This window comes from Maribacter vaceletii (assembly GCF_003634105.1).
Taxonomy (GTDB): domain Bacteria; phylum Bacteroidota; class Bacteroidia; order Flavobacteriales; family Flavobacteriaceae; genus Maribacter_B; species Maribacter_B vaceletii.
Window position 1 is genome coordinate 153,555 of the sequence record NZ_RBIQ01000010.1, and the last position, 25,145, is coordinate 178,699.

The window sequence follows — 25,145 nt, forward strand, 5'->3', positions numbered from 1 at the left end:
CTCTAGATGTTTTGTTGTTTTAATTGCTCTATAATATAATCTGATGTTCTCCAAGAAAGTGCTAAGATTGTCCACGTAGGATTCTTATCTGCCTGCGATACAAAAGGACCAGCATCAACTACAAACACATTATCTGCTTCATGTAATTGTTGGTATTTATTAACCACAGAAGTCTTCTTATTATCTCCCATTCTTGTAGTACCAACTTCATGGATTATTCTACCTGGAGCCAGCAAACCATATTCTTGCTCTTTACTAGGCCTATCTTGTAAAATATGACCTCCCATATTATGAATAATCTCCTCAAAGGTTTCATGCATATGCTTGGCCTGCTTAATTTCAAAATTAGACCATTTGTAATGAAAACGAAGTACTGGTATTCCAAACTCATCTACAGTAGTTGGATCTATTTCGCAATAGTTATCTTTCATTGCTACAGACTCTCCTCTACCAGATACACCAATTACGGAGCCATAATATTTTTTTACATCGTCTCGCAAACTTTCCCCATAACCACCAACTTTTTCTCCAATATACTTATTTAAATCATTTGGATTAAATCCAAATCCATAGCTTGGCATTCCTAAGCCTCCCCATTGTTCTATATGATATCCTCTAGGAAAATCTAATTTTTTATTATCTAACCACCAAGGTGTATAAACATGCATACCACCTACACCGTCTTCATTATAGGTTTTTCTATTCATTAAATCTGGAATAAATGCAGACCTACTAGCACCTGTAGAATCATGCAAATATTTACCAACAATATTACTGCTGTTACCTAATCCATTAGGGTGTTGTTTACTTTTTGAATTTAGAAGAATACGAGCAGAACTACAAGCAGATGCTGCTAGTACAACAATCTTTCCTTTTAATTTATATTCTTTTCTATCTTCTTTATTAATATAGGAAACTCCTGTTGCTTTCCCCTCTGCATTAGTTGTTACCTCACGAACCATAGCGTTTACAAAAAGGTCTATTTGTCCTCCGTTTTTCTGTGCTGGAAAAATTAAACATGTACCTGCAGAAAAATCTGCATACACTTGGCAAGCTCTTGCGCATTGCCCACAATAAAAACAAACACCACGATCTTCGTTAATTTTTTTAGTCAACATAGACATTCTAGAAGGAATGGCTGGTATGTTACTTTTTTTAGTTCCTTTAATATAAAAAAGCTCATGTAATCTTGGCTTTGGTGGGGGCAAAAAGAATCCGTCTGGATCATTTCTAAGTCCTTCTTTGGTTCCAAAAACACCAATAAGTTTATCTACTTTGTCATAGTAAGGCTTAACATCTTCATAACCAATGGGCCAATTATCTCCTAACCCATCAATATTTTTCTTTTTAAAATCGTCTGGACCAAAACGTAAAGATATACGCCCCCAGTGGTTGGTTCTTCCTCCTAGCATTCTAGATCTAAACCAATCAAACTTTGTCCCGTTTTTTCTTGTGTAAGGCTCACCTTCTATTTCCCAACCGCCATAAGCGCTATCAAAATCGCCAAATGGTCTTACTGTACTTGCTCCCCGTCTGGGAGACTCATACGGCCATTTTAGCTGTGTTTGTTGTTCTGGGGATTTGGGGTCAAAAAAAGGACCCGCCTCTACGACGGCTACTTTTAAACCTGCATCCCCTAAAATTTTTGTGGCCATGCCACCACCGGCTCCAGAGCCTACAATGATGACATCATAAATTTTAGATGTTTCTTTAATTTGCATTTTTTTCGTATTAGTTAATTCTTTCAATTTACAACTATTTACTTATAAAAAAGACCTTGAACAAACAGTTGTTAACTTTTATAAAGTTTTTTTATACAAAAACAAATAGCATTATTTTTAAACCCTACATGTGTTTTTACTTTACCATTTGAAAACAATTTTTATCTTGTGTACTACTAAATAGCACGTATAAAATTCTTATGTCCCAATTCTTAAATAAATTTCAGCAAGCATTTACCTTACAAAAAAACAACCAACAACACATAGCAAACTCTAACTACAAAGACCGAATAAAAAAATTACAAGCTTTAAAATTTGCATTAGAAAAAACATATAGATCTCAAATTTGTGATGCTTTACTTTCAGATTTTAAAAAACCAGTAGCAGAAACAGAACTGACTGAAATTTACCCTGTTTTAAGTGAAATTAAATTTGCTATTAAAAACTTAAAGAAATGGACTAAAAAGCAAAAAGTTACTACTCCATTTTCATTAATAGGCTCCAGTTCTTGGATTCATTATGAACCAAAAGGGGTTTGTTTATTAATATCCCCTTGGAATTTTCCTTTTAATTTAACTTTTGGTCCATTAGTCTCTGCAATTGCTGCGGGCAATACTGTAATTATAAAACCATCTGAATTGTCTCCTGCTACTTCTACTATTATGCAAACCATTATTGCAAATGTTTTTAAAGAAAATGAAATTACTTTAATTAAAGGGGATGCTACTGTTTCTCAAGAACTACTAAAACTACCTTTTAATCATATATTTTTTACAGGATCTCCTGCAATAGGAAAAATTGTAATGAAAACTGCTGCAGAAAATTTAACCTCTGTAACATTAGAGTTAGGCGGTAAATCTCCTGTTATAATTGATGAAACTGCCAACATTGAAAAAGCTGCAAAACGTATTGCTTGGGGTAAGTTTATTAATAATGGTCAAGTTTGTGTTGCTCCTGACTATATTTTAATATCCAAAAAAATAGAAAAACAATTTTTATCTGCTTTAAAAAACCAAATAGATACATTTTATGGAGAAGAAAGTAAACAATCTAATTCTTATTGTAGAATCATAAATAAAAAACATTTTTTACGCTTAAATAGCCATTTAAACGACGCTAAAAATAAAAATGCGACTATTGCTTATGGTGGTGTTACAAATGCGGAAGACAATTTTATATCCCCAACAATTATCACAAATTTACCTAGCAATGCTTCTTTACTTGAGGATGAAATTTTTGGTCCAATATTACCTATTATTTTTTATGAAAATATAGAAGAAACTATAGACTATATAAACTCAAAAAGTAAACCTCTTGCTCTATATGTGTTTAGTTCTAATAAAAAAAATACAAACTTTATTATACAAAACACAAGAGCTGGTAGCACCTGTATTAATCATGTTGTTTTACAATATTCTAATCATAATTTACCGTTTGGTGGTAGCAATACTAGTGGTATTGGAAAAGCTCATGGCATTTATGGTTTTCAGGAATTTTCTAATATGCGTTCTATATTAAAACAACATACAATTAGTGCTATAGATTTTTTGTGCCCTCCTTATACCAAGGAGAAAATGAAATTAATTTACAGCGCTATAAGATGGTTTTAATTTATTTTTTTGGTAGATTCCCTAACTATTAAACTAGTCTTTATAACTTTAGTTTCAAAAGGTTCTCCACCATCTGGTTCTTCTATTCTCTTAATTAGCATTTTTGATGCAATTTCTCCAATATATTTACCATGCTGGCTAACCATAGTCATTGCTGGGGTTACATATTTAGATAGTTGACCGTTTGTAAATCCTATTATAGATATATCTCCAGGAACAGAATATCCTCTTTCTTTTACTATGCTTTGAACTTTTACTGCAGTTATTTCATCCAAACAAAGAAGTGCATCTATCTTTTTATAATTTAATAAAAAAGACATTTCTAAATCTAAGTCATGTTTAGGCTCTATATTCAATACCATTCCTTCATCAAAAGAAATTCCATTTTTATGTAGTGCCTTTTTATACCCATCTACTCTTAATTTTCCAATATTAGAATTACCAATTGGCGTAATTACTGCTATATTTTTACACCCAATATTTATAAAATATTCTGTAGTTTTAAAACCCGATTCATAATCATCTACAATAACTTTATCACAGTTTATAGCATCAGAAACCCTATCAAAAAGAACAACAGGAATTTGGCTACTTGCAATCTCTTGTAAATAACCAATATTTTTATTTAAATCGGAATCATTGGTTAAAGACATTATAAGCCCGTCTACTGTACCAGCATCTAAAACTTCTAATGTTTTACCCTCTTTTTCATTAGACTCATCACTAATACAACTAATTATATTATATCCTTTTTCATTAGCAATTTTTTCTATCCCATAAAGAACTTGAATAAAAAAATAATTAAGAATATTAGGTATAACTACTCCAATTGTTTTTGTACTCTTATTTAACAAACTAAGAGCTACCTTATTAGGTTTATAGTTATTTTCCTTAGCGTATTTTTGAATTTTTAATTTTAGTTCTGTGCTAATTTCATGACTATCGCGTACTGCCTTAGATACTGTAGAAATAGACACCCCAAAATGCTTACCAATATCTTTAAGTGTTATTTTTTTCATTACAATACTCTAATAATAGCCTTATGAATTCACAAAAACTAATTAACGAAGGATAGAAAGATACATTAAACTTATAATTAAAAAAAGCAGTTAAGACCATAACCTTAACTGCTTTTGTCTTTTTTATATATACTGATTGATTATATTTTCGAACAATTCTTGCTTACCACTTTGTAATTTTAACTCTCCATTATCCTGTGCAATTTTATATAAATCTTGAAGACTTAATTTACCTGCTTCAAAATCTTTTCCTTTACCAGAATCAAAAGAACTATAACGTTCCTCTCTTAATTTATCATAAGCAGATGAAGTAATAATTTTATCTGCCGTTAATAATGCTCTCGCAAAAGTATCTGCGCCACCAATATGAGCTAAGAAAACATCTTCTAAATCTGTAGAATTTCTTCTAATTTTTGCATCAAAATTAACTCCGCCACCTTGTAAACCACCAGCTTTTAAGAATACCAACATTGCTTCTGTTGTTTCTTGAATATTATTAGGAAACTGGTCTGTATCCCAACCATTTTGGTAATCGCCACGGTTAGCATCTAAACTACCCAGCATACCAGCTTTTGCCGCTACCTCTAATTCATGCTGAAAAGTATGCTGTGCTAAAGTTGCATGGTTAACTTCTATATTCATTTTAAAGTCTTTCTCTAAACCATATTCTTTTAAAAAACCAATAGCAGTAGCAGAATCAAAATCATATTGATGCTTCATAGGTTCCATTGGCTTAGGCTCTATAAAGAAATTTCCTTTAAAGCCTTGTGCACGTGCATAGTCTCTAGCCATTGCTAAAAACTGCCCCATATGGTCTAACTCTCGTCCCATATCGGTATTAAGTAAAGACATATAACCTTCTCTACCTCCCCAAAAAACATAATTCTCTCCTCCTAAGGCTATAGTAGCGTCTAGGGCTAACTTTATTTGCCCACCTGCTCTAGCTAAAACATTAAAATCTGGATTTGTAGAAGCTCCATTCATATACCTTGGATTAGAAAAACAGTTTGCTGTTCCCCAAAGTAATTTAATTCCAGATTCCGATTTTTTTTCTTTTAAATACTCTGTAATAGTAACTAATCTTTTTTCAGATTCTACAAAGGTTGGTGCTTCTTGAATTAAGTCGAAATCATGAAAACAAAAATAATCGAACCCCATTTTACTAATGAATTCAAAAGCAGCATCTGCCTTATCTTTTGCTGCTTGTATTGGGTCTGCAGCTTTATCCCACTCAAAGCTTTGAGTTCCTGGCCCAAAAGGATCAGACCCTTGACCACAGAATGTATGCCAATACGCAATTGCAAATTTAAAATGTTCGCGCATTGTTTTACCTGCAACTATTTGTTCTGGATTATAGTATTTAAATGCAAGCGGATTATCAGATTCTTTTCCTTCAAATTTAATTGCATCAATCCCTTTAAAATATTCTTTATCTCCTAGTATTGCCATTTTATATGCTTGTATTTATTTATTCGTAATTAACTCTAGTTCTTGTTTCCAATTTTCATATGCCTTTATATAGGCTTCTTTATCCTTTAATGGCATAAATGTCATTACATGATCATTATCCATTATAGATTTGCTAAATTTCTTAAAATCTCCTAAATATAAATTTGCAGCTCTTGCCGCACCTATTGCCCCTGTTGTTTTATAAATTTCAATTTCATACTCTATTAAAGTGGCTATAGTATTGGCAAAAATTTTGGACCTAAAAAGATTATCATTCCCTGCACGCATTACGTTTACCTTTATTCCGTCTGTCTTTAAAATATCCATCCCATAAACAAAAGAAAAGGCAATACCCTCCAAAGCTGCCCTACAAATATGTGCTTTGGTATGGTTATTTAAATTTAGGTTTACTACCCTTGTTCCTATTTCTTTATTGTTTAACATTCTTTCTGCTCCATTACCAAAAGGAATAACACAAACACCGTCTGAACCTACAGGAATTTTAGACGCCAAAACATTCATTTCCTCATAAGAAGAAACATCTAAATTATTTAATAACCATCTATATTGTATTCCAGCTCCATTTATACATAACAGTTTACCTATTCTTGGTGCTTCTCCTTTTTTATAATTTACATGCGCAAAATTATTTACCCTAGAACTCTCTTTACTAGACAAACTATCTGTTACGGCATAAACAACACCTGAAGTACCTCCTGTTGCTGCAACTTCTCCTGGGTTTAATACATTTAAGGATAATGCGTTATTAGGTTGATCCCCTGCTCTATAAAATATGGGTGTTCCTGCTGCTAATTCGCTTTCTTTTTCTCCTTGCCCATTTACTTGAGACTGATTTGCAAATGTATCTACGATATCTGGAACCAAATGCGCATCTAAATCATAGTGTTCTAAAAGAAAATTTGCAACACTATCTTTCTTAAAATCCCATAATATTCCTTCAGATAATCCAGATATTGTGGTATTTATTACATTAGAGAATTTATATGCTATATAATCTCCGGGAAGCATAAACTTATAAATATTCTTATATATATCTGGTTCGTTCTCCTTTACCCATTTTAATTTTGAAGCAGTAAAATTTGCTGGAGAATTTAATAATTTTGAAGAACAAGTTTCTTCTCCTAATTCTTTAAATGCTTTATCTCCAATGGCTACTGCTCTACTATCACACCAAATAATAGAATCTCTTAACGGTTGTCCTTTTTTATCTACAACTACTAAACCGTGCATCTGATAAGAAATACCAATACCTTTTATTTGGGTTCTAGAAACATTGTATTTTTTCTTGATTACTTTTATACCTTTACAAGCGTACTGCCACCAATCTTCAGGATTTTGCTCTGCCCAACCATTTTTTATAGCTAACATAGACATTTCTGTCTCTGGCTCTTGAACAACACCAATACTTTTACCAGTATCTATAGCTACTAATGCTACTTTTACCGAAGAGCTTCCTATATCTAAACCTATATAATACATATACTTTTAAATGGTTAATACTTTTCTCAAATATAATTTAAAGACTAAATAAACACTATACTTTTCTCTTTTATACAATATATAAAACAGTAAAAAAACACCTTAACACCAACTCAACATACTTCATAATAACCTAAAAAACAATAACTTAACTAAAATTTTCGTTGTTCACGAAAATTTTCGAAAAGCTTTTCGTAATTTACTAATTACATTACCCAACAAAATAGGAAAGTATTGCTATTACAATTACTATTAAAACTATAGAAAGTATTATATCTATTGTAGTTATACTCTCTTTATTTACACGTTTGTCTTCCTTAGTTAAAGTTCCAAAAGAAAGTCCAGAGATAGCAGCATAATTTGGGGGATCGGTAGCTAAACTTACTCCTATGCAAATTACAATAGAAAGTAGAAACATAAATATAGCCATATGGGCAAAGTTTATTGTTGCAAATTCTAACAACCCACCCGAAAGACTACTCTGGTATATTTCTGCCATTATACGTAAAGTAGCTACTACCAAACCAGAAAACAATGTAACTATTGCGGCTTGCGAATTTGTTCTTTTCCAAAGAACTCCTAACAGAAAAACTGCTGTTATAGGTGGTGCAATATATGACTGTACACTTTGTAAATATTGATACAAGGTTCCTCCTCCAATTTTTTCCATTATAGGAATCCAAATAATACCTAAAACTACTACAATACTTGTTGCTACTTTTCCTATTGATAACAATTTTTTTTCATCTGTATTAGGTTTTAGTTTTTTATAAATATCTATGGTAAATATGGTAGAACAAGAATTAAAAACGGAAGCTAATGAACTCATTAAAGCAGCCATTAAACCTCCTGCCACTAGACCTTTTAAACCCACCGGCAATAAGGTTTTTACTAATACTGGAAATACCTGATCTGCTTTTTCATAACTTAATACTCCTTGTTGCGATAAAGCGTAAGCTATAATTCCAGGAATTAAGAAAATAAATATTGGCAAAATCTTTAAATATGCTCCAAAAATTGCACCTCTCCTACCTATTTTAATATTATTTGCAGCTAGTGTTCTTTGTACAATATACTGATCCGTACACCAATACCATATACCAACTATTGTACCTCCGAACAACATTCCTGTCCAAGGAAAATCCGGATCGCTTATTGGTCTCCACATATTAAAATGACTTGGCCCTACAGTTTCTTTAAGTACCTGCCAACCACCTACTTCTTGTAATCCTAAATACGTAATAATTACAGATCCTAAAATAAGAACTACTGTTTGTAAAGTTTCTGTGTAAATTACAGCTTTCATTCCCCCAATTACTGTATATCCCCCTGTAAAAACAACAATTCCTATTGCGCCATACCAAAAAGGAATTCCTAATAGTTCGGAAACAATAATACCTCCAGCATAAATAGTAACAGATACTTTAGTTATTACATAACCTGCGAGAGAAAAAACAGATAAAAACCACCTAGAACGAGCATCAAATCTTTTTTCTAAAAACTCGGGCATTGTAAATGCATTACTCCTAAAATAAAATGGCAAAAACAACCATCCTAAAAGCAAAACTATCCATGCATGAAGTTCATAATGTGCCATTGGCATTCCAGACTCTGCTCCTGTTCCTGCTAAGCCTACTACATGTTCTGAACCTATATTAGATGCGAAAATAGATGCACCAATAACAAACCAACCAACATTTCTACCAGCCAAAAAATAATCTGCAGTGTCTTTATTTTTTTGAAGTATTACCCAAATAGCAACACCTATTAATGCAGCAAAATAGGTTCCTAAAACCCACCAATCTGCATTTTCCATTATTGTAGTCATTCTTTTACTTGTATTTAATTTAACCCATTTAATGTAGTAATTTATATCTAATTACAGTAGATATGTTTGGTTTTAAAGGAATTAGCAACACTGAAGATTTAATTAAAACAAGAATACAAATAGTAACGAATAAAGGCTGTTACAAGAACATATTAGCTAATAAATACGAAGCGAAAGCCTTTTCGTATTTAATACTAAGTTTAAAAAAAAATAAAGCTTTCTAAAAAATAGAAAGCTTTAACAAAGATATATTTAAAAATAACACTTATAAATTCACATTTAAATAAACTGAAATTCTATTTTTAAGTTCTACACGTCCACTATTTAAATTTTGAGAAATTGGCAACATACCTAAAATTCCTAAGGAATATTTGTTGTAACTAGCTTCTAAACTTACCTTTCCTAAGAAAATATCGCCTTTTGTATTTGCTACCTCTAAGTTAAACTCTTTATTAGTTTCATATACTTCACCAGCAATACCAACTATAGGAGTTAATGAAAAATCTGAAATATAATAGCTTTTAAAAATGTTTACACCATAATTAAATTGGTTACCAAAATGATACTTTTTAGGATTTTCAGTTTTTATAGTATAGTTTATTAATGTACTAACACCCCAGTTTCTATAATTAAAACCATAATTAATTGCTAAAATATAGTCCCAACTACCATTTCCTAATTGAAAACTAGGATTTACACTTCCTGTATTATTAGAACTATCATATTTTCCGGTTGGCATTTTTACCCCACCTCCTAATTGTATATAATGTTCTGGTTTAATTGATATTATGCTATCAGGAGTTTTCTTAAGTAAATTATACATTCCTAAAATACTAATATCTCCTAAACCATTTATAGTTTGTTCTGTATTATCTACAAATTGTCTATTATGAAATTGATAAGGAAGTATAACATTTATAGTAGCCCTTTTAGATACTGGAATGTTTCCCCATGCTTGGATAGTATTAAAATTCTCAGTTATCCATGGAGAATCAGCAAAAATACCATCTCTAGATCTATATTCTTGGCTTATATATCTAAGCCCAAAAAAATTATTATTTAGACCTGTACCAAAACCCATACTACCACCACTACTTCCACAACCGCAAGTATCACAAAAATCATAATAACCAAGTTTGTAATTTAAACAAGGTTTTGGGTTATTTTTAAAAGGAATATCGTTTGCAAAACTATAGGTTGTACTTGCTAAAAAAATAACTACTACAAATAGTTTAATACTCTGCAAAACGCGCATCATTAATATAATTTTCATCTGTTAAAGTGTTTAAGAATGCTATTAAAGCTTCCTTTTCATCATTTTCTAATTTTACACCTAATTCATCATTATTTAAAATTGGGTCTAGTGTTTCAGAGTTTACTACACCACTATCATAAAAGTTTAGAACGTTCATTAGTGTTCCAAACCTACCATCATGCATATAAGGTGCTGTAAGAGCAACATTTCTAAGACTTGGTACTTTAAATTTATACTTATCTTGTTCTGCTCCACTAACTTCTGCCCTACCAATATCATTTAATTTAGGATTTGGTGGTAAACCATTGTTTCTAAAGCTATGGTCTGTAAACAAATCTGAACTATGGCAACTTGCGCATTTTTGAGCAAAAATTGCTAATCCTTTTTTTTCTAAAGCGGTAAACTCTACTCCTTCTTCCTCTCTACTATATTTATCGTATTTAGATTCTGCGGAAACCATCATTACCATAAACTGAGAAAGTGCTTTTAGAAAATTTTCTGCATTAATTTCTCCATCATCAAAAGCAGCGGCAAACATTCCATTGTACTCTTCATCTGCATTTAATTTTAAGAGAACATTACCCATTGTCTCTCCCATTTCTACCTCATTTGTAATTGGTATAATTGGAAACAAGTCTAAATGTGATGTGGCTCCGTCCCAGGTAAATTCTGGCATAAATGCCGCATTTTGTATTGGTGGTGTATTCCTAGTTCCTTCTTTATCATCAACACCATGACTAAATTGATGCCCGTGATGCGTAAAAGCGGTTCTTTGCTCATGACAAAAACCACAAGAAATAAATCCGTTAGAAGATAACTTACCATCATAGAACAGCTTTTTTCCTAACTCAAAACCAAACTTTGTTGGTGGGTTTGCATCTATGGGATAAACTGGTTCTGGAAAATTAGATGGTACCGAAAATTCTAAAAGTTCATTATTTTCAACGTAATCTTCCTTTGGAGCAGAACATGAAACTAATACGATTGCTATATATACTAGATAAAATAATCTCATATAAAAAAATTAAGCGATAACAAATAGTACGTATCTATTATCGCTTTGTTTATCTAGTTATGGCCACTACCATTATGTACATGATCTACCGTAAACATTTCAGTAACATTAACAGCTATTTGTGGAGATTTAACCTCATCTACCATAATAACAGCTTGCTCAGAAAATTTGATATTACTTGTACTGCTAATTAAGATTTTACTAGCATCTATCTTTAAATGAATGTTAGAGTCCATTTCATTAGAAACCTTAATATTTGTAGGTAATTCTATAGAAACTTCTTTGTAGTTATCTAAGCTAGACCCATGACTGCCCATATGAACTTTAAAATTTTCTGCTTCTGTAACTGTTTCTGAAGTAAAAGTTCCTTCAAAATTTAAAAACTTATAACCAGCTTGCCAAGACCACATCATATTATTAGCCTCTGCTTGTGCTAAAAAATCTCCTTGACCTTCTGCTCCTTGCTGAAACTTTTCTTGATCCACTCCAATTCCAAATTTAACAGTAGTATATTCTCCTGCAGGTATTTCTGGCAACTCAACAGTTTCTTCTCCTGCTTCTTGATTAATTATGAAGTAACTATTATCTTTTGCAAAAGTAAACTCTTCTCCATCTTTTGTAACTAATCTAAAATTACTTACTATATAATTAAAACGAGAAATAGTTAATACCTCACCATTTGCATTTGCTGTGTTAGCTGTATTTAAAACTAAATCATTACCACCAAAACCATTATCAAACGTAAGAGAAACTTCTCCCGTGCCTTCTAATTTTTCTTCACTCATTCCGTCATCATCGCTAGAACATGAGACAGAAACTAAACTTAATAACACTAAAACTGGTACTATATACTTTTTCATTTTTTTGAATATTTTAAACTACAGAATATTAGCATAGCCACCATTATTTTATGTGGTTACGCTCTTAATAAATTAACTTTAAGAAATAATTTTTGATAAACTAACCATTACGTGTAAAGGTTTTTACACATATATAGTTTTAGTTTTATATTAAGATAATTCTGGTGGATGTGAGATATCCTTCGTAAAAAGTGTAGATACTAAAGTCCTATTTGAAACTATTTTTTTTTCTTTTTCAGAGCCAAAAAGATGCTCTAATTTTATTTTTAATAAATCTTCTATAAAGACAACTTGTTTTATCTCTGTATTAGAAGTGTTCTTTTTAAAAGGGTTATCTTCTTCTCCCTTAGATTCTTTTGCTAATTGCTTTGCTAAATAACATTTTCCATCGCAATTTAGCATTGGTTTAGCCTTATTCTCACATAACTCATTCTTTATATAATCGTAATTAACGCAATACTCTACTAATGGCCATAATGGCTTTATTAGTATGGTAAGGGTTACAATTAAAAAAAGAAATTGCTTCATGCTGCAAAATTAATTCTATTTTTTAGAATAAAATAATGACTACTGTTAAAAGTGCTTATTAGTAAAGGCATCTTAATATTAATACAACTAGCAAATTCTGTTTTCAATTATACCTCTTTAGTATTTAAGCTAAACATTTCATCATTTGAGCTAAGGTTACTTTTATAATATTCACACCTTTGTAGTGTGCAATAATGAAAGTCATTATTCTAAATTTTAAATTTATTATCATGAGCAATACAGGAAATACGATAATTGGAGTTATAACAGGAACAGCAATTGGAGCTGCATTAGGAATATTATTTGCTCCAGAAAAAGGAGAAGTAACAAGAAAAAATATAGCCGATATGGCAAGTGAGACAAAAAAGAGTCTAGAAGAAAATGCGATAGACTTTAAAGATAAAATGTCTACCAAAATAGCAACAGATACTGATACTTTAGAAACCAAAGTAGAAAACATTGTTTCTGATGTGAGTTACAAAACAGAAGATGTTATAACAGCCTTAGAAAACAAATTAACTGTTCTAAAAAATAAAAATAAAAAATTACAGAAAACAGTATAATGGGAGTATTCAATTCTTTAAATCAAACTTCAAAAAAAGCTATTGATTATAGTGAGGAATATGTGCAAAAAACACAAGAGTATTATACCCTTAAAGTTTTTCAGCAACTTGCTACAACAACTGCTCTTTTTTGTAAAATAGCAATTATAGGAAGTCTTGCTTTTTTATCCATTACATTATTAATTGTTGCAGGAACATTAGCATTAGGCAACCTTATTGGTAATATGATTTATGCATGCATAATTATAGCATTAAGCCTTTTAATTATATGCACTATTATATATAGGTTTAGAGAAAAAATTAACAAACTAGTTATTACCAAATTAAAAAAACAATTTTTTGATTAAAATGAAATCATACACAACATTCAAATCTATAAGTCTAGATTTAAAACGTCTTAAATTAGAACGCCAAATTGCTTTAGAAGAAATTAAAGGAATTAAGCAAGATGTTCAGCAAGACTTACAACCATATAATTGGATAAATACTACTTTATCTGTTGCAAAAAAATATGGTTTTTTATATCTAATTAAAAAAATAATTAAATGAAATTTTAGTTGGTTGGTGATTTAAAAAATGGTGTATTCGTGGGGAATACACCATTTTTTTTAACTATTTTCTACCCTATTTGAAGGGTGTTGTTTTGAAATTCACTAGGGCTTATACCATACTTATTTTTAAATATTTTTGAGAAATAACTTCTACTACTAAAGCCAATAGTATAAACTATTTGCGAAATATTCATTTCCGTAGTTCTTATGTAATCTCTAGCAGCCTCTAAACGAATATGTCTTATATATTCTGTAACCGTTCTCTTATACAGGATTTTAAAACCTTCTTGCAATTTTGCTTGTGACAAACCAGATTCTAATGCTAAACTATCTAAAGTATATTCCTTAGATGGATTTCTTATAATTTTTTTAGCTAATCTTCTTATTATTTTCAGTTCTGATCGTAAAAGGTTTGTAGCTGGTTTTTTATTCTTTATAGCCTTATCATGCTGTAAAATATGCATAGATAAAATTTCGTAAACCATACCTTCTATATTCATCATACGAATAATACCCTTAGTTTTTATCTTTCTTAAAGCACCTATTTTATCTGCAAGCTTTAAATTATAAGTCCCAAAATAACTAAAAGAATTATCATGATCTGTATCTAAAAAAACCTCGTATAATTTTCTATTAAGTTCTTCTACATTATTAAGCCTTTTCTTTAAAAAAAGTTTTCTTTTAATTTGAATAACATTAATAGCTAGCTTTTTATCCTTTGGAAAATAACCGTAATTGTATCCTCCTTCTTTGCTAGTAATTATTACCGATTGAAATTGCTCTAATTTTCTTATATCATCTTCTGGCTGATACCCAAAACGATGGCCACAATCTCCTTCTAAACAATAGGTAAAATGTATTGGATTGTATTCTGAAGAATCCATAACAAGGCAAATATCATCAAAAAAAGTAATATCGTATTCTAAAAGAGAAACCCCCCAATCAAAAGTGATAAAACGAATAGTACCATTTGCAAGTTTGCTATTAGTAGTTAAGGTGTACTCTCCCCATTGCTCTTCTATAGTTCCTCCAATTACAGACCTAATTTGCCTTACTGTACCTTCTACACTCTTAGCATCTATTACTATTTCTATCAAAATATTTTATTGGTTAATATTAGAAACCAATTTAATTCTTTTAATGAGAAAATTATTCTTTTTTAAAAGAATAATTAATAAATAAACATTTAAACATAAAAAAACCTCTAAAAAATAGAGGCTTTTTTATGTAAATTATAATATTTGGCTCTAGATATCGTACTCATCAATTATAAAAAAATCTTCATTAGTATTATCTATTGTAGTAATTCCTTTACCAATAATATATTGTATTTTATTTCCTTGTACTGTAATGGTAAATCCATGTTCATTAGTAATCAATTCAAAATCATCTATAATTTGTTTATTATATTTTAAAGATAATATTCTACTATGCATAGGTTCAAAATCATTTTTAACTGTTATTAATTTAGATACCCTTACACTTTTATTAATATAATCTTTTTCTTTTTTTAAACTTGTATTATACATTCTACTTGCCTGAACTTTAACTGTATATGGTCTTTTAACACCGTCTTTAATATAATTGAAGGTATTAATTGTCACTGAGTTCATTGTTTCTTTAGGAGTCATCTGTGCACTTAATTGTGTTACCAAAAAAGCAAACATTAAACTTGTTATTATTTTTATATTTCTCATTTTTTATTCTTTATTTAAATTATTAATTATGGTAAAGCTACTATTGTTTTGTTAGTGAATTTACACCAAGTGTATTATTAAATTCTAACGTTCTAATTGGGAATGGAATGTTTATATTATTAGTATTAAAAGCTTTCTTTATGGCCATAATTGCAACACTTTTTGCTTCCAATCTATTTTTTGCATCTTTAGAATCTACCCAAAAACGACATTTAAAATTTATAGAACTATCTGCAAAACTCATATAATAAAATTCAACTTCTGTTCCATCATTCTGGTGATAAACTCCTTCAATAGCTTTTTTTGTGATTTTTTCTACCTCTTCTAAATTGGACTCATACCCAACACCACACTCTACAGTAATACGCATAGTCTTGGTTAGAGAGTAATTTTTTAAAGGATTTTCTATTATTGTTTTATTAGGGATAATAACCATACTATTATCTGCTTCTTTAAGAATAAAACTATTTAAACTAATATCTACAACTTCCCCTTCATAGCCCGTTGTTTTTACCCAATTTCCTATCTGTATTTTTTTTCGAAATGATAAAATAACACCCGACAACAAATTAGACAATGTACCCTGCAATGCAAGACCAATTACTAAACCAGAAATACCCGCACCAGCTAGTAATGTATTTAAGGTTTTACTCAAATCTAAAGCGCCTAATGCTAAAAATAATCCTATTAAAACAACTACTGTTGCAGATATTCTTCCAATAAGTTTTGTTATACTTTCTTGGGGAATTTTTTTTGATGCTAATTTGGTGATCCATTTACTTACTTTTCTAGAAATATAAAAGGATATAACCATGACAATAATAGCTACCACTAAATTTGGCAGATTTTCTATAAAAGCGCCTAGCCACCCTTTAAGTTTATCAATTATTTCTAAAAAAGATGCTTCTATATTTTGTTTCATTTTTTATATTTTTTTATTTATAAATCCAATGTTCAATAAAAAAAAATAATCGTTACGAAACTCTTTCCATTTTATTGGTTTTTAACTGCTCACGGGTATCTTTTTTCCATGCATTAAGCATCCAACTTGTTTTTTCTAATTCTCTTATGTACCCTCCAATAATATCTATTGTACCTTCATCGCCTGCAGAATTTGCCTTAGAAACAATTACTCTCATTTGTTCTAATAAAAGACCGTGATCATCCAAAATACTCCCTATCATTTGCTTGTCTGTTAATAAAGCAGATTCTTCTTTTATTTTACCCATTTTTAAATACGAACTAAAATCGCTTACAGGATGGTATCTTAATGTTAAAATGCGTTCAGCTATTTCATCAATTTTAATTCTAGCATCCGTATATAATTCCTCAAACTTATCATGTAAAACAAAGAAATTTTCTCCCAAAATATTCCAGTGAAAACTTCTTAGTTTTTGATAGTATACATTATAATTTGCTAATAGTAAATTTAACTCATCCACTACAGGCTCTAATTTATTTTCGTCTAATTTTAAATAACTCATTTTATTTGTCTTTTAATTCATTTCAGATATGACTTTCATATCTTTTTCCTTTACTCTACAAAGTTATAATTAGCATAACTTAAACCTTTGCTCATATAAAATATATCTTAACACATATGCCTTCAAACAATGGTTTTTTAACTCCTTAACCTTATATAGTAACTATTAGCAAAAACATACAACCCTATATTTTATTTAGGAAAATAAGGTTTTTTTATATGAGTTAAGAATTACTGCATATGAACAAAGACAAGAGAAACATAGTCTGTAATTTTGGAGTGTAGTTAAAATGAAATAAGATTTTTACTACCTAAAAAAATAAAACATTACACACATACAAAATGTAATTGCATTCTTCTTATTAAATAGAAAATACAATTTAAAGAATGTTTTAAAAACGAAATTATGATGTAAAGCAATGAGCATCTTTAAACAAAATCATTGTTCATTTAAACACCATAAAACATGAATACTTACAGAGAAGCTATTGGAAACAAATTGAACAATCTTTTAGAAAAGACATATGATGCTGAAAAAGGATTTAAAAAAGCAGCAGAAAAAACAAACAATGCTTTTTTAAAAGGATATTTTGACCGCAAAACTAAAGAACGATACAATTTTGGACAAGAGCTTAAAACGGAAATAAAAGCATACGGTCAAGAAATAGAAACAGGAGATAGTATGACAGCAAAAGCACACAGAACTTGGATAGATATAAAAACTTTATTTGCAACAGACAATGAAGAAGCTATTTTAGAAGAAGCTATTAGAGGAGAAAAAGCAGCTGTTAAAGAATATACGGAGGTTCTTAATGAAACAACCTTACCACCTAGTACAGCACATGTTTTAGGAAAGCAAAAAAAGGCTATTGAAATTGGGATTACAAATATTAAAACTCTAGAAGATTTAGCTTAAAATAAAAAACCTACAAATAAATTATTAACCTTAAAAAAATATAAATTATGTTACGATGGACAGTTACTTTTATACTATTAGCAATTATTGCAGGGGTCTTTGGATTTGGAGGAATTGCAGCAGGAGCAGCAAGTATTGCTAAAGTTTTATTTTTCATTTTTATTGTTCTCTTTATTATTTCACTAATAACAGGAAGAAGAAAAGTATAACAACACTTAGTTTTAATCGCATTTATTAATATAAAAAAATTAGAATGAAAAAAACAGCATATGCATTACTAGTAACTTTTGTTATAATCCTTGCAGCATCTAGTTGCAGAGAAAAAACAAAAGCTGAAAAAATTGAAGATGGAATTGAAGAAGTTGCAGATGATATTGAAGAAGGAGTAGAAGAAATAGAAGACGAAATTGATGATGCTACAGATGAAAATTAATTATAATAGACACTATCACATAAAGTGTGTAAATAAAAATTATCGAGGGTTACAACCTTCGATAATTTTTTTGATTAATTTTAAATTTTTACACACTTGGTGAAATACTATCAAAATAGGCAACCTTTCTTTATCTATTATTTTTTTATCTATTTAACATATTTCCATGAACGCACCCAATCATAACTTGTAGTTCTATCTTCCTCTGAATAATTCATTCCGCCATCAGCTGGTACCGGATTCCAATTATAAGTTTCAACAACCATTCTTAAATGCATAGGAATATTATAATCTGCTGGTGGCTTTACCTTATTAACTAATTTTCCATCTAAAAAGAATAATACTTCATCTTTGTTTTTCCACCAAACACCATATACATGAAAATCATCATATACTTTCCCTCCTATTTGTCCACTACTCTTATTAGATCCTTTTTCAAAATTACATCCTTCTGGTATGTTTCTACTATGTGTATTTGAATTCATTTTTTGATCAAAGTCTATCATCCATTTAGCATCACTTACAATTTCACCAACACATTCCTGAATATCTAATTCGGTTGTTCTTTTATCACACCCTTTAATCCCTCTTCCTTCATTGATTAACCAAAATGTAGATGACATAAATGTTTTATTAGCTTTCATTTTACACTCGTAATACCCATAAGTCATTCCTTGCCATGAACCTACATAACCACCTCCATGGGTAAATTTTTTTCCTTTTTTGATAATTGGCTCTGTTAGTTTTTTAGTTGTAATTTGAAGTTTGCCATTTTCAACCTTTAAGTTTTCAGCTTGAAATAGCCCTGGAGCTCTCCCTATCCAACCTTGACCAGAGATTTGCCACTTACTTTCATCTACCTTATTTCCATTAAACTCATCAGACATTTTCTTTACTAATTTCCATTTACCGCCATCTGTTGGGTCTTGTCCTTCTAAAAAATAAGGTGAATTTTGAGCAAAAGTCATATTAACAACTAACAATACCACTAACACAACGCAACCTTTATTTAATTTCATGATAAACTATTTTTAATTAGTATAAAAATATTTATTCGCTATAGAATATCAAACAACAAATGTTCCTCATAGAAGAACAAATGTGTTTTACTAGTTAAATGTGTAGTTTTTATTCTAGTTCAAATTTAAAAACAGTAGCTAATTCATTCATTTCTACATCTGGCATTGTTAAAAAGAAATCTCCAGATGTTAATTCCCAATCAACCTTTACATTAGAACCTAACAGCGTAATGTTTTTAATTGGTGATGGCGGAATATTACGATGATACCCTCCTATTGCTCTCATTGAAATACGTTTTCCAGCCTCAGGTTTACCTAAAAAGAACACATACATAGCTTTTTTATCTTTTGCCACTGTAAAACGCACATCACTAGCCGAATAATTTACAGTTGCAGATTGCCCTCCATGATGCCCGTCACCTGCACTAGTAGTTCCGTATCCAAAAATAATATGAGGTCTAGTACCATAAACAGCTTCTCCATGTATTTTCATCCAATCACCTATTTCTTTTAAAACAGATCGTTGTTCATCATTTATAACACCGTCTGCTCTTGGAGATACATTTAAAAGTACCACACCATTTTTGCTCCAAACATCAATCATGTTTCTAATAACCAAATCTGCTGTTTTATATGGGTGTCCTTCAACATACATCCATCTACTTTTACCAAGTGTAATATCTGTCATCCATGGTGTTGGCCAAGAGTCTCTACGCCCACCTTGCTCATAGTCTAAAACACTATACTCTAATGGCAAATCTTCTTGCTTATGAGCAGTCATTACTTCTTTATTATGCTTAATTCCATTATTAAAATGATGCGCAACCATTTCTAGCTTTTTATCCTCAGGAATTAAATTTAACCAGGAATCATACCATAAAATGTCTGGGTTGTATTTGTCTACAACTTCAGTGACTTGATCTAACCAATATTGATTGAATTCTTCAATAGTTTCAAAATTCCCAAATAACTTTCTCAATTTTGGGTCTGTAGTTGATGTTGGTAGGTCTGGATGGTATACATAATGGCTGTTATATGCTGTTTTCCATAATTTGGGCTTATCTGCATTACGTTGCCCGTTACGAGCATGATGAAATGTTGCAATAGTTTTTAAACCTCTTTTTTCTAAAGACTTAAAGATATCCCCTAAAATATCACGTTTTGGTCCCATATCTGCAGCATTCCACGGGTTTACTTCGCTATCCCACATTGCAAATCCGTCATGATGCTGCGCCACTGGTCCTGCAAATTTTGCTCCCGTATTTTTAAATAATTCAGCCCAATCTTCTGGATCAAATTGCTCCGCTTTAAACATTGGAATAAAATCTTCATAGCCAAACTCATGAATACTACCATATGTTTTTTCATGATGCTCACGAACTTTACCTTTATCCTTGTACATATTATGAGGATACCATGCACTACCGTAGGCCGGTACGCTATAGGGACCCCAATGGAAATACATTCCTAATTTGGCATCTGCGAACCATTCGGGTGCTGCTTTATGCTGTTTTAGGGATTCCTGTATTGGTTCATATTTGAATTCAACATCTTCTATTTCTGTTATTTTCTCATTCTGTTTGCATGCCACTAAAGAAACTAACAGTATAAAAATTGGTACTATTTTAATAAACTTCATGATTAACTCTTTTTGTTATTTAATATTATTCTTTAATTGTGGGTATTTGCGCGCCAACTTCTTTTTTCCAATGCTCTAATTTGATTAATAATTTTTTAACCAAATCAGGGTTTGATTTTACTAAATTCTTTTGTTCATTTATATCCTCCTTTAGATTGTATAATTCAATATAATCTCTATCTCCCGTAAGCTTTTTATCATACCATTCAATTAATTTATAATCTCCATAACGAATAGCACTTGCAGGAACCATACCCGAGCCATAGTGATAGTGTGGATAATGCCAATATAAAGCCTCTCTTTTAAGCTCTCTACCATCAAAAAGAGGCATCATGCTCTTTCCATCTAACCCTGGCGTTTGGGGAATACTAAGTCCTGTCATTTCAAGAAATGTTGGGAAAAAATCAATAGAAGAAACCATCTCCTTTGATGTACTGTTAGCTTTTATTCTGTTAGGCCATTTAATGATTAATGGTTCACGAATACCTCCTTCATATAACCAACCTTTTCCCTCCCTAAATGGTTTTTGGTCTACATAAGCTGCTTTCCCTCCATTATCGGCAAAAAAGACTACAATGGTATTATTCTCAATACGCAATTCTTTAATTTCATCTAGAATTCTACCAACGCTGTTATCAAGGCTTTCAACCATAGCTCCAATTACTGGGTGGTTTTCTGGGTTATTATTAAGTGGATGTTTTATATATTTTTTTATCAATTCATTTTTCGACATTAAAGGGTCATGAATTGCGTTATGAGAAACCATTAAAAAAAATGGTTTATTTCTGTTTTTTCGCATAAAATCAATACTTCTAGTTGTAATAGTATCAATGTTATGAGCGTCATTGTCTGCTGTTTGCCAAAACTTTTTTAGGTTTTTACTTGGTTTATAAGTAACAAACGTTTCTTGAAATCCTTGTTTGTCTGGATTATGTTCTAAACTTACTGGTGGCCGTTTTTCTTTACTTAAATGCCATTTTCCAATAAGTCCTGTTTTATATCCATTTTCTATTAACACTTCACCAAAAGTAATTTCTCTTAAAGGAAGAAATTGTTGCCATTTTGGTGTGTTTAAAACATCTGTTTCTTTTGTTCTTCCTGGAATATAATCTGTAAGATGTAGTCGAGCAGGATACTTTCCGGTCATTATAGAAGCTCTTGTTGGAGAACATACAGCAGCGGCCGCATAAGCATCCGTAAATTTGACCCCTTCTTCGGCAATGCTATCTATATTTGGGGTTTTGTAATATTCACTACCATAACATCCTAACTGCCCAACCCCCATATCGTCAGCAAGAATAAAAACAATATTGGGTTGAATGTTTAATTTCTGAATATCCTCAGCCTCTTGAGCATTAGCAGCAACAAAAACTAATACCCCTATAACTAAAAGTGAAATTTTGTTTTTCATTTTTCAATTTTTTTCATTTCCTCATTTTGCTTTTTAATGCGCTCCTTTTGCTTTTTATTCAATCCATATTTATAGTGAAACTCTGGACTATAAAACAAATGATGCCCTTTCATAGATTGATCATCTACATCTAAGCTCAAATCGCAATCAAAACGTGTTAATATTGAATGTCTCCAATTTCCTCCCGCATTAATAAAATGAGAAAGCCCCCATGTTATGCCTCTACCGGCCTTAGTGTCTGTAAAAGCATCAGGCACATAAGGACCCGCCGATACAGGCATTAATTCTGATATTGAAGCTATTTCAAAATTCACCCAATCTTTAGCATACTGAATGGTGTTTCGTTCCATACCATCTGTTATTGCAAAAGCTGCAACACCTTCCTTAAAAGGAAACAAAGTTGTTTCATGCCCTGAATTAAGTATAGGATTAAGCGGGTGCTTCTTGAATGGCCCTAACGGATTATCTGCAATGGCCAATCCATGCATACGCACTTTTGATGGTTTGAATTCCTTCCTGTCATCAAAACCAGATTTATAATAAATATAAATTTTACCATCATGAACTAATGGGTATGGATCATGAATTTTAAACTGATCCCATTCACCCTCGGCGCCATTAGGAATCACTAATTCATTAGTATGCGTCCATGGTCCGTCAGGAGAGTCAGCATATGCTACCGAAACTGGGCAATTGTCTCCCTTTAACCCACTGGCTTCCATAAATGCTTGGAAGTATAGATAGTATTTCCCTTTAAACTTTAAAATATCAGTAGTGGTTACAGAGCGCCAACCAGGTTGTGGTTTTGGCGGACGTGGCACAGCTACACCTTGCTCTTCCCAGGTAAACCCATCTTCTGATGTTGCATACCAAATATCTGCTAAATCCCAATCTGCTGAAGGAATGGTATCATTAGCTTCTTTTGCTCTTCGCATTCCAACAGGTTTTACAGGTGTATTTCTATAAGTATACCACACATAATACTTACCATTCTCAAAAATTACTTTTGAAGGATCTCTACGGGTTAATGTTCCGTCGCCACCATTATAATCAAAGCCTTTAAGCTTCGTGTATTTAAACTGCGTAAATAATTCGTTTTGTTCCGGACGAATAGACAGATAATTATCATAGTTCCTTTCTAAAGCAGAACTTAATGGACGGTTTGGTTTTTCTGCTGGTATGAAGAAAGGAAATCCTTCTGTTGTTTTATCTTCCTGTTTTTCTTGATTGTTTTGACAGGAGAACATTAATAATCCTAAAACAAGAGCAACTAATATTTTACGCATATCTACTTAGCATTTATGGTGGTAATTCATTTTGTTATCAACTATTATTCTCCCTGAAGCGCTTTGTTTGCTTCTTTAATTCTTTGCTTTTGCTTCGAATTCAACCCATGATTCTTATAATAAAAATCTTGTGGATAAGCATAATAGTGCTTCTTCATAACGTCATCGTGTACATCTAAACTTAGATCACAATCAAAGCGCGTTAATACGGTATGATTCCAATTTCCATCTGCATTAATAAAATGTGATATTCCCCAAGTTATTCCTCTACCATCTTTAGTATCTGTAAAGGCATCTGGTACATAAGGACCCGCTGCTAATGGCAATAATTCGGAAATAGATGTGATTTCAAAGTTCACCCAATCTTTAGCATATTGAATGGTATTATGTTCCTGTCCATCACGCTGCACAATGGCAGCAACACCTTCTCTAAAAGGGAATAATGTTGTTTCATGGCCGGAATTGATTACTGGATTAAGTGGATGCTTTTCAAAAGGCCCCAATGGATCCTCTGCAATTGCTAAACCTTGCATTCTAATTTTTGAAGGCTTCAACTCAGGACGTTTGTCAAAGTCGCCTTTGTAATACAAATAAATCTTACCATCATGCACCAATGGGTATGGATCATGAATGGAGTATTGATCCCATGAACCTTCTGGTCCATTAGGCAAAACCACTTTTCCAGTATGCGTCCAAGGTCCATCTGGTGAATCTGCATAAGCTACAGATACTGGACAAAAATCTCCACGTAACCCACTAGCTTCCATAAATGCTTGGAAGTATAAATAATATTTCCCTTTAAACTTTAAAATGTCTGTTGTAGTCACAGAACGCCAACCTGGTTGAGGTTTTGGCGGACGCGGAACAGCAATACCTTCTTCTTTCCAAGTAAAACCATCTTCAGAAGTAGCATACCAAATATCTGCTAAATCCCAATCTGCTGAAGGGATAACATTTGTTGCTTGTTTTGCGCGCGACATACCAACTGGTCTAACAGGTGATTTTCTACCAGTGTACCAAACATAGTATTTCCCATTTTCAAAAATGACTTTGGAAGGGTCTCTACGTGTGATCGTACCATCACCATCGTTATAATCGAAGCCTTTTAATTTGGTGTATTTGAATTGCGAATACAACTCATTTTGTTCAGGTCTGATCGCTGAATATGCCTCATAATTACGTTTTACAGCAGCACTTAACTCTCTATCTGGTTTCTCTGAAGGAATAAAGAATGGAAATTCTTCTGAGGTCTCTGTTTGTTTTGTTTCTGATTTTGTTTCTAATGCTTTTTCTTGATTGTTTTGGCAAGACGATAGTATAATTCCTCCAAAAACTAAAGCCACTAATATTTTATACAAATTT

General features: G+C 31.5%; 25 protein-coding genes. 7 read left to right on the forward strand and 18 right to left on the reverse strand.

Going from position 1 to position 25,145, the window contains the following annotated elements:
• Positions 1–2: 2 nt before the first annotated feature.
• The gene (locus CLV91_RS13630) at positions 3–1,721 is read right to left on the reverse strand and encodes a GMC family oxidoreductase (RefSeq protein WP_121068880.1); all 1,719 of its coding nucleotides are present in this window, start codon (positions 1,719–1,721) and stop codon (positions 3–5) included.
• A 200-nt stretch (positions 1,722–1,921) separates the two neighbouring features.
• Between CLV91_RS13630 and CLV91_RS13635 the strand changes: the two genes are divergently transcribed.
• Positions 1,922–3,331, forward strand: a complete 1,410-nt coding sequence (locus CLV91_RS13635) for an aldehyde dehydrogenase family protein (protein WP_121068775.1) — start codon at positions 1,922–1,924, stop codon at positions 3,329–3,331.
• Here the strand turns inward: CLV91_RS13635 and CLV91_RS13640 are convergent.
• The 8 genes from CLV91_RS13640 to CLV91_RS13675 all read right to left on the reverse strand — a co-directional run bounded on the left by CLV91_RS13640 (position 3,328) and on the right by CLV91_RS13675 (position 12,785).
• Positions 3,328–4,350, reverse strand: coding sequence for a LacI family DNA-binding transcriptional regulator (locus CLV91_RS13640; RefSeq protein ID WP_121068776.1), 1,023 nt, complete (start codon positions 4,348–4,350; stop codon positions 3,328–3,330). The genes CLV91_RS13635 and CLV91_RS13640 overlap by 4 nt on opposite strands.
• Positions 4,351–4,473: 123 nt before the next feature.
• Positions 4,474–5,799 (reverse strand): xylose isomerase, encoded by a 1,326-nt coding sequence (xylA, locus tag CLV91_RS13645; RefSeq protein ID WP_121068777.1) that lies wholly within the window; start codon positions 5,797–5,799, stop codon positions 4,474–4,476.
• A gap of 15 nt (positions 5,800–5,814) precedes the next feature.
• Complete coding sequence (locus CLV91_RS13650; RefSeq protein WP_121068778.1) at positions 5,815–7,299, reverse strand: xylulokinase; 1,485 nt, start codon at positions 7,297–7,299, stop codon at positions 5,815–5,817.
• A gap of 211 nt (positions 7,300–7,510) precedes the next feature.
• Complete coding sequence (locus CLV91_RS13655) at positions 7,511–9,127, reverse strand: sodium:solute symporter (RefSeq protein ID WP_121068779.1); 1,617 nt, start codon at positions 9,125–9,127, stop codon at positions 7,511–7,513.
• 265 nt (positions 9,128–9,392) lie between these two features.
• On the reverse strand, positions 9,393–10,400 hold the full coding sequence (locus CLV91_RS13660; RefSeq protein ID WP_245987193.1) for a transporter: 1,008 nt from the start codon (positions 10,398–10,400) through the stop codon (positions 9,393–9,395).
• Positions 10,360–11,397 carry a cytochrome-c peroxidase gene (locus CLV91_RS13665; RefSeq protein ID WP_121068780.1) on the reverse strand — a complete coding sequence of 346 codons (1,038 nt, stop codon included), beginning with the start codon at positions 11,395–11,397 and terminating at the stop codon, positions 10,360–10,362. The genes CLV91_RS13660 and CLV91_RS13665 overlap by 41 nt, the downstream gene beginning before the upstream one ends.
• A gap of 53 nt (positions 11,398–11,450) precedes the next feature.
• A complete protein-coding gene (locus CLV91_RS13670; RefSeq protein ID WP_121068781.1) occupies positions 11,451–12,257 on the reverse strand; it encodes an MbnP family protein in 807 nt (268 codons plus the stop codon).
• Positions 12,258–12,407: 150 nt separating this feature from the next.
• Positions 12,408–12,785, reverse strand: a complete 378-nt coding sequence (locus CLV91_RS13675) for a hypothetical protein (RefSeq protein WP_121068782.1) — start codon at positions 12,783–12,785, stop codon at positions 12,408–12,410.
• 230 nt (positions 12,786–13,015) lie between these two features.
• Here CLV91_RS13675 and CLV91_RS13680 point away from each other — a divergent pair, with 230 nt between their 5' ends.
• From CLV91_RS13680 to CLV91_RS13690, 3 genes are read left to right on the forward strand one after another with little or no spacing between them, the layout of a single operon-like run.
• Positions 13,016–13,348 (forward strand): YtxH domain-containing protein, encoded by a 333-nt coding sequence (locus CLV91_RS13680; RefSeq protein ID WP_121068783.1) that lies wholly within the window; start codon positions 13,016–13,018, stop codon positions 13,346–13,348.
• Positions 13,348–13,695, forward strand: a complete 348-nt coding sequence (locus CLV91_RS13685; RefSeq protein ID WP_121068784.1) for a hypothetical protein — start codon at positions 13,348–13,350, stop codon at positions 13,693–13,695. The genes CLV91_RS13680 and CLV91_RS13685 overlap by 1 nt, the downstream gene beginning before the upstream one ends.
• 1 nt (position 13,696) lies before the next feature.
• A complete protein-coding gene (locus tag CLV91_RS13690; protein ID WP_121068785.1) occupies positions 13,697–13,897 on the forward strand; it encodes a hypothetical protein in 201 nt (66 codons plus the stop codon).
• Positions 13,898–13,967: 70 nt separating this feature from the next.
• Here the strand turns inward: CLV91_RS13690 and CLV91_RS13695 are convergent, their stop codons facing one another.
• The 4 genes from CLV91_RS13695 to CLV91_RS13710 form a co-directional block, all read right to left on the reverse strand.
• Positions 13,968–14,996 carry a helix-turn-helix transcriptional regulator gene (locus tag CLV91_RS13695; RefSeq protein WP_121068786.1) on the reverse strand — a complete coding sequence of 343 codons (1,029 nt, stop codon included), beginning with the start codon at positions 14,994–14,996 and terminating at the stop codon, positions 13,968–13,970.
• Between the two features lie 150 nt (positions 14,997–15,146).
• Positions 15,147–15,596, reverse strand: coding sequence for a hypothetical protein (locus CLV91_RS13700; RefSeq protein WP_121068787.1), 450 nt, complete (start codon positions 15,594–15,596; stop codon positions 15,147–15,149).
• A 40-nt stretch (positions 15,597–15,636) separates the two neighbouring features.
• Positions 15,637–16,518, reverse strand: coding sequence for a mechanosensitive ion channel family protein (locus tag CLV91_RS13705; RefSeq protein ID WP_121068788.1), 882 nt, complete (start codon positions 16,516–16,518; stop codon positions 15,637–15,639).
• Positions 16,519–16,570: 52 nt separating this feature from the next.
• Positions 16,571–17,080, reverse strand: a complete 510-nt coding sequence (locus tag CLV91_RS13710) for a Dps family protein (protein ID WP_121068789.1) — start codon at positions 17,078–17,080, stop codon at positions 16,571–16,573.
• 465 nt (positions 17,081–17,545) lie between these two features.
• Between CLV91_RS13710 and CLV91_RS13715 the strand changes: the two genes are divergently transcribed.
• From CLV91_RS13715 to CLV91_RS13725, 3 genes are read left to right on the forward strand one after another with little or no spacing between them, the layout of a single operon-like run.
• Complete coding sequence (locus CLV91_RS13715) at positions 17,546–17,995, forward strand: ferritin-like domain-containing protein (protein ID WP_121068790.1); 450 nt, start codon at positions 17,546–17,548, stop codon at positions 17,993–17,995.
• A 47-nt stretch (positions 17,996–18,042) separates the two neighbouring features.
• Positions 18,043–18,204 carry a DUF1328 family protein gene (locus CLV91_RS13720; RefSeq protein ID WP_121068791.1) on the forward strand — a complete coding sequence of 54 codons (162 nt, stop codon included), beginning with the start codon at positions 18,043–18,045 and terminating at the stop codon, positions 18,202–18,204.
• 44 nt (positions 18,205–18,248) lie between these two features.
• Positions 18,249–18,428: a hypothetical protein gene (locus CLV91_RS13725; RefSeq protein ID WP_121068792.1), complete on the forward strand. Its 180-nt coding sequence runs from the start codon at positions 18,249–18,251 to the stop codon at positions 18,426–18,428.
• Between the two features lie 149 nt (positions 18,429–18,577).
• Here CLV91_RS13725 and CLV91_RS13730 read toward each other — a convergent pair whose 3' ends face one another.
• From CLV91_RS13730 to CLV91_RS13750, 5 genes are all read right to left on the reverse strand, one after another.
• Entirely contained in the window at positions 18,578–19,447 is an 870-nt protein-coding gene (locus CLV91_RS13730) for a family 16 glycosylhydrolase (RefSeq protein ID WP_121068793.1), read from the reverse strand.
• Between the two features lie 109 nt (positions 19,448–19,556).
• Positions 19,557–21,086: an alpha-L-fucosidase gene (locus CLV91_RS13735; protein ID WP_121068794.1), complete on the reverse strand. Its 1,530-nt coding sequence runs from the start codon at positions 21,084–21,086 to the stop codon at positions 19,557–19,559.
• Between the two features lie 25 nt (positions 21,087–21,111).
• Entirely contained in the window at positions 21,112–22,497 is a 1,386-nt protein-coding gene (locus CLV91_RS13740; RefSeq protein ID WP_121068795.1) for a sulfatase, read from the reverse strand.
• Positions 22,494–23,783 carry a glycoside hydrolase family 117 protein gene (locus CLV91_RS13745; protein WP_121068796.1) on the reverse strand — a complete coding sequence of 430 codons (1,290 nt, stop codon included), beginning with the start codon at positions 23,781–23,783 and terminating at the stop codon, positions 22,494–22,496. The genes CLV91_RS13740 and CLV91_RS13745 overlap by 4 nt, the downstream gene beginning before the upstream one ends.
• A gap of 44 nt (positions 23,784–23,827) precedes the next feature.
• The gene (locus CLV91_RS13750) at positions 23,828–25,141 is read right to left on the reverse strand and encodes a glycoside hydrolase family 117 protein (protein ID WP_170146762.1); all 1,314 of its coding nucleotides are present in this window, start codon (positions 25,139–25,141) and stop codon (positions 23,828–23,830) included.
• Positions 25,142–25,145: the final 4 nt, after the last annotated feature.